The organism is Acidovorax sp. KNOB132 (assembly GCF_057541515.1).
The window spans coordinates 1-13054 of sequence record NZ_BAAJYT010000098.1 but is presented as its reverse complement, the minus strand read 5'-3'; the positions used below and the strand labels follow the sequence as shown (position 1 = coordinate 13054).

16 protein-coding genes are annotated in these 13054 nt (G+C 68.2%); 5 read left to right on the top strand and 11 right to left on the bottom strand.

What is annotated here, in order from left to right; all coding sequences use genetic code 11:
- A partial coding sequence (locus AC27IO_RS13935) for a helix-turn-helix domain-containing protein (RefSeq protein ID WP_498739244.1) occupies positions 1-271 on the bottom strand: 271 nt, incomplete at its 3' end.
- An 88-nt stretch (positions 272-359) separates the two neighbouring features.
- On the opposite strand from AC27IO_RS13935, the gene AC27IO_RS13930 reads away from it, so the two are divergent.
- Together AC27IO_RS13930 and AC27IO_RS13925 are read left to right on the top strand one after the other, a co-directional pair.
- Positions 360-773 (top strand): VOC family protein, encoded by a 414-nt coding sequence (locus AC27IO_RS13930; protein WP_498739242.1) that lies wholly within the window; start codon positions 360-362, stop codon positions 771-773.
- A gap of 22 nt (positions 774-795) precedes the next feature.
- A complete protein-coding gene (locus AC27IO_RS13925; RefSeq protein WP_498739241.1) occupies positions 796-1203 on the top strand; it encodes a YciI family protein in 408 nt (135 codons plus the stop codon).
- 31 nt (positions 1204-1234) lie between these two features.
- Here AC27IO_RS13925 and AC27IO_RS13920 read toward each other — a convergent pair whose 3' ends face one another.
- The 7 genes from AC27IO_RS13920 to tkt all read right to left on the bottom strand — a co-directional run bounded on the left by AC27IO_RS13920 (position 1235) and on the right by tkt (position 8176).
- Positions 1235-1792, bottom strand: a complete 558-nt coding sequence (locus AC27IO_RS13920) for a DUF924 family protein (protein ID WP_498739240.1) — start codon at positions 1790-1792, stop codon at positions 1235-1237.
- A 114-nt stretch (positions 1793-1906) separates the two neighbouring features.
- Positions 1907-2809 carry an OmpA family protein gene (locus tag AC27IO_RS13915; protein WP_284401668.1) on the bottom strand — a complete coding sequence of 301 codons (903 nt, stop codon included), beginning with the start codon at positions 2807-2809 and terminating at the stop codon, positions 1907-1909.
- Between the two features lie 96 nt (positions 2810-2905).
- Positions 2906-3376, bottom strand: a complete 471-nt coding sequence (locus tag AC27IO_RS13910; RefSeq protein ID WP_284431609.1) for a DUF4398 domain-containing protein — start codon at positions 3374-3376, stop codon at positions 2906-2908.
- A gap of 320 nt (positions 3377-3696) precedes the next feature.
- Positions 3697-4698, bottom strand: coding sequence for a type I glyceraldehyde-3-phosphate dehydrogenase (gene gap, locus AC27IO_RS13905; RefSeq protein ID WP_272550521.1), 1002 nt, complete (start codon positions 4696-4698; stop codon positions 3697-3699).
- Positions 4699-4750: 52 nt separating this feature from the next.
- Positions 4751-5545, bottom strand: a complete 795-nt coding sequence (locus AC27IO_RS13900) for a hypothetical protein (RefSeq protein ID WP_284431608.1) — start codon at positions 5543-5545, stop codon at positions 4751-4753.
- 14 nt (positions 5546-5559) lie between these two features.
- Positions 5560-6024, bottom strand: coding sequence for a hypothetical protein (locus AC27IO_RS13895; RefSeq protein WP_498739239.1), 465 nt, complete (start codon positions 6022-6024; stop codon positions 5560-5562).
- Between the two features lie 97 nt (positions 6025-6121).
- Complete coding sequence (gene tkt / locus AC27IO_RS13890; RefSeq protein WP_317351478.1) at positions 6122-8176, bottom strand: transketolase; 2055 nt, start codon at positions 8174-8176, stop codon at positions 6122-6124.
- A 104-nt stretch (positions 8177-8280) separates the two neighbouring features.
- Between tkt and AC27IO_RS13885 the strand changes: the two genes are divergently transcribed.
- Both AC27IO_RS13885 and AC27IO_RS13880 read left to right on the top strand, forming a co-directional pair.
- Positions 8281-8673 carry an S-adenosylmethionine decarboxylase family protein gene (locus tag AC27IO_RS13885; protein ID WP_498739238.1) on the top strand — a complete coding sequence of 131 codons (393 nt, stop codon included), beginning with the start codon at positions 8281-8283 and terminating at the stop codon, positions 8671-8673.
- Positions 8670-9455 (top strand): nucleotidyltransferase family protein, encoded by a 786-nt coding sequence (locus tag AC27IO_RS13880; protein WP_498739237.1) that lies wholly within the window; start codon positions 8670-8672, stop codon positions 9453-9455. The genes AC27IO_RS13885 and AC27IO_RS13880 overlap by 4 nt, the downstream gene beginning before the upstream one ends.
- A gap of 33 nt (positions 9456-9488) precedes the next feature.
- Here AC27IO_RS13880 and AC27IO_RS13875 read toward each other — a convergent pair whose 3' ends face one another.
- Positions 9489-10238, bottom strand: a complete 750-nt coding sequence (locus tag AC27IO_RS13875) for a hypothetical protein (RefSeq protein ID WP_498739236.1) — start codon at positions 10236-10238, stop codon at positions 9489-9491.
- A 143-nt stretch (positions 10239-10381) separates the two neighbouring features.
- On the opposite strand from AC27IO_RS13875, the gene AC27IO_RS13870 reads away from it, so the two are divergent.
- Positions 10382-11773, top strand: coding sequence for an aminopeptidase P N-terminal domain-containing protein (locus AC27IO_RS13870; protein WP_317351491.1), 1392 nt, complete (start codon positions 10382-10384; stop codon positions 11771-11773).
- A 16-nt stretch (positions 11774-11789) separates the two neighbouring features.
- On the opposite strand, the gene AC27IO_RS13865 is transcribed toward AC27IO_RS13870, so the two are convergent.
- Together AC27IO_RS13865 and AC27IO_RS13860 are read right to left on the bottom strand one after the other, a co-directional pair.
- Complete coding sequence (locus AC27IO_RS13865; protein WP_498739235.1) at positions 11790-12605, bottom strand: DUF4198 domain-containing protein; 816 nt, start codon at positions 12603-12605, stop codon at positions 11790-11792.
- A 20-nt stretch (positions 12606-12625) separates the two neighbouring features.
- The coding region (locus AC27IO_RS13860) for an EF-hand domain-containing protein (RefSeq protein ID WP_498739234.1) at positions 12626-13054 on the bottom strand (429 nt) is incomplete at its 5' end.

The following is a 13054-nucleotide window of genomic DNA, read 5'->3' as shown; positions in this document are numbered from 1 at the left end:
CTTCCATGGCCCGCGCCATGCGGGCCAGCGCGACGGCGCGCACGGCCTCCAGCAGGTCCTGGCGATTGGCGAAGTGGCGGTAGGCCGCGTTGGGCGCCACGCCCGCCCGGCGCGTGGCCTCGCGCAGCACCACGGCCTGCGGGCCGCCCTCGCGCGCCAGCGCCACGCCCGCGTCCAGCAGGGCGCGGCGCAAATCCCCGTGGCGGTAGGTCTGGCGCGGCGGCATGGCGTTGGGGGGCGGGTTCGGGCCCTGCGGAGCGGGTTCGGTCATGCGGGTTTGTCGATGTGGACGCTGTCCATTGTGTCTGCTAAGGTTTTTGAACGGCGTACACAAGCCCCGTCCTTTTTTGGAGATGTCCATGGCCACCCAGATGTTCGTGAACCTGCCCATCCAGGACCTGCCCCGGTCCGTCGCGTTCTTCACCGCGCTGGGTTTTCGTTTCGACCCGCGGTTCACCGACGACAAGGCCACCTGCATGATCGTGGGCGAGCACAGCTTCGTCATGCTGCTCACGCAGCCGTTCTTCCAGACCTTCACCGACAAGCCCGTGAGCGACGCGCATCGCTCCACCGAAGTGTTGATCTGCCTGTCGCGCGACAGCCGGGCGGCCGTGGACGAGATCGTGCGCCAGGCGGTCGCCGCCGGCGGCAAGGCGCCGCGCGCGGCGCAGGACCACGGCTTCATGTACCAGCACGGCTTCGAAGACCTGGACGGGCACCTGTGGGAAGTCATGTTCATGGAGCCCGGCGCCATTCCCCCGACCGAGTCCTGACCCCTGCCCCGGAGGCCCCGCCATGCGATTCATGCTCTTGATGATTCCCCACGGCTACGAATCCGCCGCGCCCGGCACCGTGCCCGAGGCCGATGCCGTCGCGGCCATGATGGCCTACAACGAAAGCCTGCAGGCCGCCGGCGTGCTGCGGTCGCTGGAAGGCCTGCACCCGCCGTCGGCGGGCGTGCGCATCACCTTCGAAGGCGGCGCCCCCCAGGTGCAGCCCGGGCCCTTTCCCGGTGTGGCCGAGGTGCTGGGCGGGTTCTGGATCATCGAGGTGGCCTCCCGGGAGGAGGCGATCGCCTGGGCCTCGCGCTGCCCGGCGTCGGACAACGAAACCATCGAAGTGCGGCAGATCCAGGAGATGTCGGACTTCCCGCCCGATGTGCAGGAGGCCGCCAAGGGCTTCACCGAAATGCAGGGGCGCTGAGGGGCGCTGAGGGGCGCCCGGCAGCACCCCCTCAGAACGCGCTGCCGGGCTCCTGCAGGAAGGCCGTCTCCTGCGGCGTCGAAGGGCGGCCCAGCACGGCGTTGCGGTGCGGAAAGCGGCCGAAGCGCGCCACGATGTCCCGGTGCCGCACCGCGAAGTCGAGGTTGTTGGCGTTGCCGAGCTGCGTGAACAGCGCGACCGATCGCGCCTGCACCGCAGCGGACTCGCTGTGCATGTAAGGCATGTAGAGAAACGCGCGCCACGCGGGCGGCAAGGCGGCGTCGGCCTGGGCCGCCATCGCCTCCTGCGCGAGCACCAGGGCCATGCCGTCGTGCGCGAACGCCTGGGCGCTGTCGCGGTGCAGGTTGCGGGAGAACTGGTCCAGCACGATCACCTCCGCCAGCCGGCCCTGCGGCGTGGCGCGCCAGTCCCACAGCTCGGCTTGCGCCGCCTCGTGGTGCAGGCGGGCGAAGCGGTCGCGGATGGCGGCGTCGAACGCCGCGTCCTTGGCGAACCATTGCTGGGGCGTGGTGTCCTCGAACCAGAAGGTCAGCACATGGCGTGCGGCATCGGGCAAGTCAGGGTGCATGGCGGATCGGATCCAGAAAGGGTGGGAGACGAAAGAAAGCCGCCGTGCCCGGCAGATGCAGGGAAACGGCGGCGGTCGGTGCGGGCGGTGTCCCGCCCGCGGATCGGTCGGACTTTAACGGCCCTTGAGGTTGCCCTGTGCGTCGGCGATCACGATCTCGACGCGGCGGTTCATGGCGCGGCCTTCGGGCGAGCCGTTCTCGGCCACGGGGTAGGACTTGCCGTAGCCGCGTGCCGTGATGCGGCTGGTGTCCACGCCGCGCTGCACCAGCGCGTCACGCACGGCCTGGGCGCGGCGCTCCGACAGTTCCTGGTTGTAGCTGTCCGAGCCCACGCTGTCGGTGTAGCCCTCGATCAGCAGCTTGCGCTCGGGGAACTGCTTGAGGAAGTTGGCCAGCTTGTCCAGGCGCGGACCGGCCTGGGCCGACAGGTCGGCCTTGTTGAAGGCGAACAGCACATCGCCCAGCGTGACCAGCAGGCCGCGCTCGGTCTGCTGGCCTTCGATCTCGCGCAGCTGCGCTTCGAGTTGGCGCACGCGGTCCTGCGCGGCCCGGGCTTGCGCCTGCTGCTGCGCGGCGAGTTGCTCGGCTGTCATGGCTCGGGCCTGGGCGACCTGCGCATTGCGGGCCGAGGCTTCGGCCTCGCGGGTGCGCGCTTCCAGGCGCAGGCGGTCGGTCTCGCTGCCGGCCTGCTTGATCTCGGCGTCCAGGCGGCGGGCCTGGGCCGTGTTCGTGGCGATGGCGGCGCGCTGCGTGGCCAGGTAGGCGAGATGGTTGGCTTCGGACTCGTCCTTCTCGTCGCGCAGCACATGGTCGGCGCGGGCCAGCGTGTCGGTGGCGGCCTTCAGTTCAAGCTGGGCGTATTGGTTCACAGCCGGATCGGTGGCGGCGCGGTTCACGGCGGAGCGGGCCTGCTCCACGGCCGGCAGGGGGCCGGGCGACGCGCAGGCGGCCAGCAGGCCGGCGGCGAGCAGGGCAGCGGCCAGGGTGGAGGTTCGGCGGAGGTTGGATGACTGCATGGTGGTGTCCTTCAAATCGGGGGGTGGGCGGCCGCGCCGCGGTGGCGCGTGGGTGTCGGCGGCCGGTCAGGGAGGCGGGTCCGAAGGCCCGGTGCCTCAGCGGGCCGGAGGCATGGCACCGGGCATGGGTGCTGGCATGGGGGCGGCCATGGGCACTGGCGCGGGAGGGGGCGGTGGCATGGCACCGGGGACGGGCGGCGCGCGGCGGGTGATTTCGTCCTGCAGCGACTGGATGCTGGTCTTGACCTGCTGCAGCGTGGCGGCGTTGTCCGTGGCTTCGGCCTTCGTCTCGGCCACGCGGGCATCGGCTTCCGCTTCGGCGGCCAGGCGGCGCGCCCGCGTGTAGTCCTTGCTGTCCAGGGCCTGCTGGGCCTGGGTCCACTTGTCACGGGCGCTCTGCAGTTCCACGGGGGCGTTGGCGGCCACCTTGGGCGCGGTGGTCGCGCGGTCCACGGCAGTGCGGCTCACGGCCATCTGCTCGGTGGGCTTGGGGGTGGAGGAGCAGGCGGCAAGCGCGCCCAGCGCCAGCACGGCAGTGGCAGTTCGGATCAAGGTGAAGGTCGGCATGGTGTTTTTCTCCGGACAGGGATGGAATGGCGCTTTGGGGCGGGTCCCGGTGAGGGGAGCCCCTGGCGACAGGGTTCCGATTGTTCGGGCTGGGCCTGCCACCCGGCGTAGGCCCATCGCAGCAGGCCGCGTGGGCAATGTCCGACGAAACGTGAGCAATGCATCCGAAAGCAACGGTTGCGAGCGCGTTCCTGCGGATGCCATTCATATTCATGCCGATGGGCGGAGGCGAAGCGGCCAATGGCGGCACAAACCATTCGCCCAAAGAAAAACGCGCCCGAAGGCGCGTTCCGATGGTCCGACGAGCGGGCGCTGCTGTCTCAGCGGGAAGACACCACGCGCACCATGTCCAGGCACTTGTTGGAGTAGCCCCATTCGTTGTCGTACCAGGACACGATCTTCACGAAGGTGTCGTCGAGGGCGATGCCGGCATCGGCATCGAACACGCTGGTGCAGCTCTCGCCGCGGAAGTCGGTCGCCACCACCTTGTCTTCGGTGTAGCCCAGGATGCCCTTGAGCGCGCCTTCCGACTGCGACTTCATTTCAGCGCAGATCTCGGCGTACGTAGCGGGCTTTTCCAGCTCGACGGTCAGGTCCACCACCGACACGTCGGAGGTGGGCACGCGGAACGACATGCCGGTGAGCTTCTTGTTGAGCGCCGGAATCACCACGCCCACGGCCTTGGCGGCGCCGGTGGAACTGGGAATGATGTTTTCCAGGATGCCGCGGCCACCGCGCCAGTCCTTGTTGGACGGGCCGTCCACGGTCTTTTGCGTCGCGGTGGCGGCGTGCACGGTGGTCATCAGGCCGCGCTTGATGCCCCACTTGTCGTTCAGCACCTTGGCCACGGGGGCCAGGCAGTTGGTGGTGCACGAGGCGTTGGAGATGATGGGCTGGCCGGCGTAGGAATTGCAGTTCACGCCATGCACGAACATCGGCGTGTCGTCCTTGGACGGTGCCGACAGGATGACCTTCTTCGCGCCCGCGTCGATGTGCTTTTGCGCCGTTTCCTTGGTCAGGAACAGGCCCGTGGCCTCGATCACGACGTCCGCGCCGACCTCGTTCCACTTGAGCTGCGCCGGGTCGCGTTCCTGCGTGAGGCGGATCTTCTTGCCGTTGACGACCAGGGTGTTCCCCTCCACCGCGATGGTGCCCTTGAAGCGGCCATGCACCGAGTCGTACTGGAGCATGTACGCTAGGTAATCCGGCTCCAGCAGGTCGTTGATGCCGACGACCTCGATGTCGGAGAAGTTCTGCACGGCGGCGCGGAACACCATGCGGCCGATGCGGCCGAAGCCATTGATGCCAATCTTGATCGTCATGGAACTATCCTCAGTAAAAAGAAAAGATTGATAAAAAGCCCTTGAATGAACCTCAAGAGCTACCCAGTACGTTGTTCATGAAAAGCTCGCCCTTTCTCGCCGGGAGAATGCTTTTCAGAAAATCGGGCACCCGGGGCGTCAGGCCGCCGCACTCGTTGATGCACGCCGTGTCGGTCATCGCCGAGGTGTCCGGGCTGAGCATGGGCTTGAAGCCCCTGTTCTTGTTGGCGCCCACGGCCCCGTTGCGATCCCAGATGGCCAAAGCCGTGGCTTTGGAGACGGGTTTGGCCATGGCGATCACCTGCGATTTGGTCACGGTGCCGACCGCGATGTGAAAGCCGATCAGGTTGGAAACCAGGTCTTCCTGGCTGAACCCGCTGTCCGTGATGAATTTGGGAAAGTATTCCTGGTAATTTTCGAATTCCAGGCTGACTTCCATGAAGATCGCCAATGCCACGGATTTCTTTTCGTCGGTGGACAGGTGGTGGCGAACGATGTATTCCCGCGATACGCCTGTCGACAGGTTGGCGCCGAACACGCGCTTGCCCATGTCCTGCTTGTACGTCAGCTTGAAGCCAGTGGAAGACTGGTCGGGAAATTTCGCCGCAGGATAGACATTCGAAAGCGCCGGCAGCGTGCAGATCTGCCGAAGGGTGCCCATGCAGTGCCGCACATCCGGACCTCCCGCGTTGATTTCTTTCCAAAGCGCGGAAGCTCCCGTGTGCGCACGGGTGGATTTGGGATCCATATGGCCCAGATCCAGCCAGCCCAGATGGCAGGTGTATACGAGGCCATAGGCTTTCGCCGCGGCTTCGCTCCCGTCCACAATATCTTCGCGCTTGCTCATTCGTCTCCAGCGGATTAATAGTTTTCCAGGAAATCGAGAGTGACTTCTTTGCAACCGCCTGCGTCGGTGATGAATAGGTCAACCGATAAGAAATCCTGCTGCGCGCAAACGAGCGCCAAATGATTTTTGTTGCCCACGCTCTGGATTTCGTCTTTCACTTTGCATGATTTTTTATCGAAAGCGCTTCGATACGATTGCACTAAATCAGCCGAGCTCTTCAGACTGCCGTAGGTGACTGACGAATAAGGGCTGCTCTCGCCGTCACGGCCCTTCCAGCGGTATCTCGGTTTTTGGCATTTGTCCAGAATCTCCACCGATCGAAGGTATTCGGGCGCGCCAAGGCGGTACACGAAAGAACCTCGATCCACCCCGCTGGACTCGAACAATGCACCCGCCATGAAAAGCCCAGCCGCGCCGCAAAGCAGCAGGCCACCTGCAACGGCAGCCATGATTTTGGTAGCTCTGGACGCGCTCTTCATTCCGGCAGGTGGTTCCTGATGTTTTCAAGCGCGGCGGGAGTTTTCTGCCAATCTGGAACAGGTCGGCAGAATCCCCCATCGCGCAGGGTTGGATCGATCAACGTTTGCGCAGCACCGCCTGCACCGTATCGGCCACGTTCTCTTCCGTGAAGCCGAAGTGCTTGAACAGCACCGGCGCCGGGGCCGATTCGCCGAAGGTGTCGATGCCGACCACGGCGGCGCAGCCGTATTTCCACCAGCCGTCGGTCACGCCCATCTCCACCGCGATGCGGGGGATGCCGGCGGGCAGCACGGATTGCTTGTACTTGGTGTCTTCGCGGTCGAAGGTCGTCGTGCTGGGCATGGACACCACGCGCACGGCGATCTTGCGCGTGGCCAGCAGTTGCTGCGCCTTGAGCGCCAGTTGCACTTCCGAACCCGTGGCGATGATGACGGCCTGGGCCTTCTTCTTGATGCCCACGTCGGCCGGCTCAGACAGCACGTACGCGCCGCGGCTGATGTCGCCCAGGTCGCGCTTGGGGGCATAGGCGATGTTCTGGCGCGACAGCAGCAGGGCCGTGGGCTGGGTGCGGTTGGACAGGGCCACGCTCCAGGCGACGGCGGTTTCGGTCGTATCGCCCGGGCGCCACACGTCCAGGTTCGGGATGAGGCGCAGGCTGGCGGCGTGCTCGATCGACTGGTGGGTCGGGCCGTCTTCGCCCAGGCCGATGGAGTCGTGGGTGAACACGTGCACCACGCGAAGCTTCATCAGCGCGGCCATGCGGATGGCGTTGCGGCTGTAATCGCTGAACGTGAGGAAGGTGCCGCCGTAGGGGATGAAGCCGCCGTGCAGGGCGATGCCGTTCATGATCGCGGCCATGCCGAATTCGCGCACGCCGTAGTTGATGTGGCGCCCGCCGACGCGCACCGTCTCGGCGCCCACGTTCACTTCCACCTGCTGAACGTCGCCGTGTTCGTCGAAGCGCAGGGCCGGCGTGCTCTTGGTGTTGGTGAGGTTGGAGCCGGTCAGGTCGGCGCTGCCGCCCAGCAGCTCGGGCAGTTGCGCGGTGAAGGCTTCCAGGGCCAGCTGGCTGGCCTTGCGGCTGGCCACGGTCTCGCCCTTGGTGTGCATGCCGACCACGGTGTCCACGGCGGTCTGCGCGAAGTGCTTGGGCAGGTCGCCGGCCATGCGGCGGGTGAATTCGGCGGCCAGCTCGGGGAAGGCGGCGGCATAGGCGTCGAAGCGCTGCTGCCATTCGGCTTCGGCCTGGGCGCCGGTGTCCTTGGCGCTCCAGTCGGCATAGACCTCGGCCGGGATCTCGAAGGGCACGTGGCTCCAGCCGATGGCGTTGCGCGTGAGCGTGATCTCGTCGGCGCCCAGGGGTTCGCCGTGGGCCTTGGAGGTGTTCGCGCGGTTGGGCGATCCCTTGCCGATGGCGGTCTTGCAGACGATGAGCGTGGGCTTGTCGGTGGAGGTCTTGGCGCTTTGCACCGCGGCCGCCACGGCCTCGACGTCGTGGCCGTCCACGGGGCCGATCACGTTCCAGCCGCAGGCGCGCAGGCGGGCCGGGGTGTCGTCCACGAACCAGGGGGCGACCTGGCCGTCGATGCTGATGCCGTTGTCGTCATACAGCGCGATCAGCTTGTTGAGCTTCCAGGCGCCTGCCAGCGACAGCGCTTCCTGGCTGATGCCTTCCATCAGGCAGCCATCGCCCAGGAAAACGTAGGTGTGGTGGTCCACCACGGCATGGCCGTCGCGGTTGAATTCCTTGGCGAGCAGCTTCTCGGCCAGCGCGAAGCCCACGGCGTTGGTGATGCCCTGGCCCAGGGGGCCGGTGGTCGTCTCGACGCCGGGCGTGATGCCGTATTCGGGGTGGCCGGCCGTCTTGCTGTGCAGCTGGCGGAAGTTCTTCAGCTCCTGGATGGGCAGGTCGTAGCCCGTGAGGTGCAGCAGCGCGTACAGCAGCATGGAGCCGTGGCCGTTGGACAGCACGAAGCGGTCGCGGTCCAGCCAGTGCGGGTTGGCGGGGTTGTGCCGCAGATGGCGGCCCCACAGCGCGACGGCCATGTCGGCCATGCCCATCGGGGCGCCGGGGTGGCCGGAATTGGCCTGTTGAACTGCATCCATTGCGAGTGCGCGGATCGCATTCGCCATTTGTTGAGAATTGGCCATCAGGGGCGGCTCCGGAAGGGGGCGGTGGGGGGAAAACCCGGCATTTTACCGGGGCGGCTCCCAGGGCCCCGTCCCCGGGCCCCGATGCACTACAGTGCAGCCCCATGCAAGGCCTGCACCTCACCGCCGATCTCCAGCAATGCCGCTGCGCGCCGCACTGGCTGACCGATGCTGCCGCGCTGGGCCGCGCCTGCGCCGGCGCCGTGCAGGCGGCCGGGCTGCAGGCCGTTGGGCAGCTGTTCCACACTTTCCCGGCCACCGCGCAGGGGGCGGGCGGCGTGACGGCCACGCTGCTGCTGGCCGAGTCGCACCTGTGCGTGCACACCTGGCCCGAACTGGGCGCCGTCACGCTGGATGTGTACGTGTGCAATTTCGGCGGCGACCATTCGGCCAAGGCCGAGTCGCTGATGGCCGCGCTGCTGGCCTTGTTCGAACCGGCACGGGCGCAGCGGCATGCGCTGCAGCGCGGTGCGGTGGCCCAGGGCGTTGCGGCATGAACGCAGCCGTGCAGACCCCATTGCCGGTCCAGGGAGGCGCGCAGATTCCCGCCATGGTGCTGGCCGCCGGCCGCGGCGAGCGCATGCGCCCGCTGACCGATGCGTGCCCGAAGCCGCTGCTGGCGGTGCAGGGCGTGCCGCTGCTGGAGTGGCACCTGCGTGCGCTGGCCCAGGCGGGCGTGCCACGCGCCGTCATCAACACGGCGTGGCTGGGCGAGCAGATCAGCGAGCGGTTTGGGGGGCATTTCGGCCTCCAGGGCAATGAATCCGCCGGCAGCCTGCTATCGATTTCATACTCGCACGAAGGCCGCGACTTCGGTGGTGCGCTGGAGACCGCCGGCGGCATCGCGCGGGCGCTGCCGCAGTTGGGGCCCGTCTTCTGGCTGGCGGCGGGCGACGTGTTCGCGCCCGATTTCGTGTTCTCGGCCGATGCCGCACAGCGCTTTGCCGCCAGCACCGCGCTGGTCCACCTGTGGCTGGTGCCCAACCCGGAGCACCACCCGCGCGGGGACTTCGGCCGGTCGGACGCCGGCTTGGCGCTGAACCTGCCGGCCGACAGCACCGCGCCGCGCTACACCTACAGCACCCTCGCACTGCTGCGGGCGGAGTTGTTCGGCGCGCCCTGGTGCGATGTGCCCGCCGGCAATCCGACGGGGATCAGCGCCGCGCTGGCACCGCTGCTGCGCCGGGCCATGGATGCGGGCCGCGTCACCGCATCGCTCTACACCGGCCGCTGGACCGATGTGGGCACGCCGCAGCGGCTGGCGCAGCTCAACCGCTGAGGGGTCGGGGCGGCCTTTTTCGGCGCGTTGCGATCACTGGGCCGGTGTGGTGCCGCCGTTTGCGGGCTGCACGGCAATGGGTGGCGCCGCCTCGCAGTTGCGGAACAGCCATTGGCTGGGCAGAAAGCGCGCGGCGGGGCCGTCCGGTGGCGGCTTGCCCACCTCCGCCGGCACGTCGTAGGGAATGTGCGGCACCTGGAACACGGCCATCTGGCCCTTCTTGCAGGCCAGCGCGGGCACCAGCTTGTTGGCCACCCAGCCCTGGCTGGCCGCGTCGTAGCGGTAGAGCGGGCCGATGCGCTGGTCCTGCGCCAGCTCCACGCGCAGCGGGTTGATCTGCAGCGCGCTGGCCCACACCCCGGCCACCAGCACCGGCTGCGAAAAACGCACCGCTTCCAGCCCATGCAGCGCCACGGGACGCGACGGCTCGCCCTTGTCGAACGGGTCCTGGCGGTTGACCAGGCTGCCGGCCGGGATCAGCAACTCGCCGTACTGGAAATCCTGCGCCAGCGCGAAGCGCTCGCGGCTGGCGCGGTGCACGGCGCCGTCCTTCCATTCCTGCCGCTCGCTGTGCGACAGGTACAGGCGCAGCCCCAGCCATGCGTTGCACAGCAGCGCCACGCCGCACAGCACCAGCAGGGCCCGGCGCGACAGCACCAGCTTTTGCGGCACATCAATCCACAGGGCATAGGCGCCGTAGCCCAGCAGGGCCACCGTCAACCCCAGGCCCAGCAGCGGCAGGAAGGTCGTCAAAATGAACTGCAGCGGGGCGAAACCGGACATGCGCGATCCAGGAGAGGGGGAGCCCGCCATTCTCGAACGCTTTGCGGGCACCGCCGGAGCGGCGCGTGCCTGCAGTGATTCGAAATGTAATTTGCCCAGTGGAATTGCAAATGCTCCCCAGCCGATGCCCTGAGAATGCCTGCATGAGCCCACAGAACTCCCTCTATGCCCAGCGCCGCGCCCGCCTTGCTTCGATGCTCGGCGAAGGCGGCATCGCCATCGTGCCCACCGCCCCGGAGCGCCCGCGCAACCGCGACAGCGACTTCCTGTACCGGCACGACAGCTATTTTTACTATCTCACCGGCTTCACCGAGCCGGGCGCCTGCCTGGTGATCACGGCGCAGGGCCAGAGCACGCTGTTTTGCCAGCCCAAGGACCTGGAGCGCGAGATCTGGGACGGCTACCGCCTGGGCCCCGAGGCCGCCGTGGGCACGCTGGGCGTGGACGCCGCGCACTCGGCCGCCGTGCTGGAGTCGCAACTGCCCCGCCTGCTCGAAAACCGCACCCGGGTCTGGTACCCATTCGCCATCCACACCGGCCTGGCCGCGCGCGTGGAGGGCTGGCTGAACCAGGTGCGCGCACGGGTGCGCTACGGCGCGCTGTGCCCGGCGCAGCAGGACGACCTGTGCACGTTGCTCGACGAAATGCGGCTGGTGAAGGACGCGCACGAGCAGGACACCATGCGCCGCGCCTCGGCCATCAGCGCCCAGGCCCACATCCGCGCCATGCAGCGCAGCGCGCGCATGCTGCGCGCGGGCGAGGACGTGCGGGAGTACCACCTGGACGCCGAACTGCTGCATGCCTTCCGCGAAGCCGGCTCGCAGTGCCCGGCCTACAACTCCATCGTCGCCGCCGGCGCCAATGCCTGCGTGCTGCACTACCGCGCCGACGCCGCCCCGGTGCGCGATGGCGAACTGGTGCTGATCGATGCGGGCTGCGAACTCGACGGCTACGCCAGCGACATCACGCGCACCTTTCCCGCCAACGGCCGCTTCACCGGGCCGCAGCGCGCGCTGTACGACCTGGTGCTGGCCAGCCAGGACGCGGCCATCGCGGCGACGAAGGCCGGCGCCCGCTTCAACGACCCGCACGACGCCACGGTGGCCGTGCTGGCGCAGGGCATGCTGGACCTGGGCCTGCTCGACAGGAACACGGTGGGCACGGCGCAGGATGTGATCGACAGCCGCGCCTACTTCCAGTTCTACATGCACCGCACCGGCCACTGGCTGGGCATGGACGTGCACGACTGCGGCAGCTACGTGGAGCCGTCCGAGGTCGGGCAGGTCAGCGAGCGCAAGGACCCGCTCTCGGGCGAGACCATCGCCAACCGCCCCAGCCGCATCCTGCGGCCCGGCATGGTGCTGACGATCGAGCCGGGCCTGTACGTGCGCCCGGCCCCGGGCGTGCCCGAGGCCTTCCATCATCTGGGCATCCGCATCGAGGACGACGCCATCGTCACCGACGGCGGCTGCGAGCTGATCACGCGCGGCGTGCCGGTGAAGGCGGACGAGATCGAGGCGTTGATGCGGGGCTGACGCCCCTCACCGCGCGCTACGGGGCCAGCACCCGGAAGGTCAGCGTGTAGTTGTGGCCGTACATCGGGGCCGCCGCGCCTTGCGGCGCGGGCGCACGGTGGCGCACCAGGGCCAGGTACACGCCGGGCTGTGGCGACACGTAGTGGATGCGGCCTTGCGCATCGGTCTTCAGGCTCTCGGCGCTGTGCTGGCTGGCGAGGTCCATCGCCGAGCGGTAGAGGTCCACTTTGTGCCCGGCCAGCGGCTGGCCGTCAAACTGCACGGCGAAGTCGAAGGCTTCGTTGGCGAACAGATCGCTCGGGTGCGTGGCGGGCACGATCTCCAGCCCCTTGCCCGAGCCCGCCAGCGCGGCCCGCGTGGGGGGCCTCGCGGTCACATAGGCCTCGGAGATGGATAGCGACTGGTAGTGGCTCAGCAGCCTGGCGCCGGGCGGCATCGGCGTGGCGGGGTCGCGTGCCACCTCGACCTTGCCGCCGTGCTCCCAGCTGCGAAAGATCGCGCCCAGGCGCGGGCCGGTGCTGAGCCGGTACGTGCCCTGGGCGCCGGGCAGCTTCTGCTCGGCCACGGTGCGCGTCTTGAACTGGCGCACATCGCCGAACGGCAGCGTGCCGCCATCGGGCGTGGTGATGGCAAAGCGCGTGTCGCCGAACGCCACGTCAGGCAGGAAGAACTTCTCGGTGAAGCCGGCGTCCACGCTGACGGTGGAGCCGGGCTCGATGTCGAAGCTCGCGGGCAGCAGGTAGGGCGTGTGGGCGCGGGCCAGGCCGCAAAGGCCCAGGGCCAGCGCCAGGCCGGCGCGCCGCAGCCACGGCAAGAGAGGGGCGGTGTGCATGGCAGGCATGGATGGCGGCCTTAAGGCTTCTTGGCGTCGGCGGCATTGACCACGCCGTCGCCGTTGGTGTCCGCGCCTTTGAAGGTCCGGTCGGCGATGGCGAGTTCTTCGTCCTCGGTCAGGCGGCCATCCTTGTTCTTGTCCAGGATGCCAAATCGCACATGGGCCTGCTGGATCGACGCGGCGTGGGCCGTGTCGGGCGGGCGCTTCTGGGCGGCGTACTGCTGCTGCAGGCGCCCCTCGAACTCGGCCACGTATTCGGCTTCGCTGAGCCAGCCGTCCCGGTTGGTGTCGGCAGCCGCGAAGCGCTGCTTGCGCACCGCGTTGTACTCGGCGCGGGTGACCTGGCCGTCCTGGTTGGCGTCGTAGCCACCGATGAAGGCGGCATTGCCGTGGCCGCCTGCCGGCCGCGCCGGGCCGTCGCCGGCAGGGGCCGATGGGGCCGCGCA

What these genes read in the sequence shown, in the direction of transcription:
- AC27IO_RS13930 (WP_498739242.1), top strand. Translation starts at nt 360, where the DNA reads ATGGCCACCCAGATGTTCGTGAACCTGCCCATCCAGGACCTGCCCCGG.
- AC27IO_RS13925 (WP_498739241.1), top strand. Translation starts at nt 796, where the DNA reads ATGCGATTCATGCTCTTGATGATTCCCCACGGCTACGAATCCGCCGCG.
- AC27IO_RS13920 (WP_498739240.1), bottom strand. Translation starts at nt 1,792, where the DNA reads ATGCACCCTGACTTGCCCGATGCCGCACGCCATGTGCTGACCTTCTGG.
- AC27IO_RS13915 (WP_284401668.1), bottom strand. Translation starts at nt 2,809, where the DNA reads ATGCAGTCATCCAACCTCCGCCGAACCTCCACCCTGGCCGCTGCCCTG.
- AC27IO_RS13910 (WP_284431609.1), bottom strand. Translation starts at nt 3,376, where the DNA reads ATGCCGACCTTCACCTTGATCCGAACTGCCACTGCCGTGCTGGCGCTG.
- gap (WP_272550521.1), bottom strand. Translation starts at nt 4,698, where the DNA reads ATGACGATCAAGATTGGCATCAATGGCTTCGGCCGCATCGGCCGCATG.
- AC27IO_RS13900 (WP_284431608.1), bottom strand. Translation starts at nt 5,545, where the DNA reads ATGAGCAAGCGCGAAGATATTGTGGACGGGAGCGAAGCCGCGGCGAAA.
- AC27IO_RS13895 (WP_498739239.1), bottom strand. Translation starts at nt 6,024, where the DNA reads ATGAAGAGCGCGTCCAGAGCTACCAAAATCATGGCTGCCGTTGCAGGT.
- tkt (WP_317351478.1), bottom strand. Translation starts at nt 8,176, where the DNA reads ATGGCCAATTCTCAACAAATGGCGAATGCGATCCGCGCACTCGCAATG.
- AC27IO_RS13885 (WP_498739238.1), top strand. Translation starts at nt 8,281, where the DNA reads ATGCAAGGCCTGCACCTCACCGCCGATCTCCAGCAATGCCGCTGCGCG.
- AC27IO_RS13880 (WP_498739237.1), top strand. Translation starts at nt 8,670, where the DNA reads ATGAACGCAGCCGTGCAGACCCCATTGCCGGTCCAGGGAGGCGCGCAG.
- AC27IO_RS13875 (WP_498739236.1), bottom strand. Translation starts at nt 10,238, where the DNA reads ATGTCCGGTTTCGCCCCGCTGCAGTTCATTTTGACGACCTTCCTGCCG.
- AC27IO_RS13870 (WP_317351491.1), top strand. Translation starts at nt 10,382, where the DNA reads ATGAGCCCACAGAACTCCCTCTATGCCCAGCGCCGCGCCCGCCTTGCT.
- AC27IO_RS13865 (WP_498739235.1), bottom strand. Translation starts at nt 12,605, where the DNA reads ATGCACACCGCCCCTCTCTTGCCGTGGCTGCGGCGCGCCGGCCTGGCG.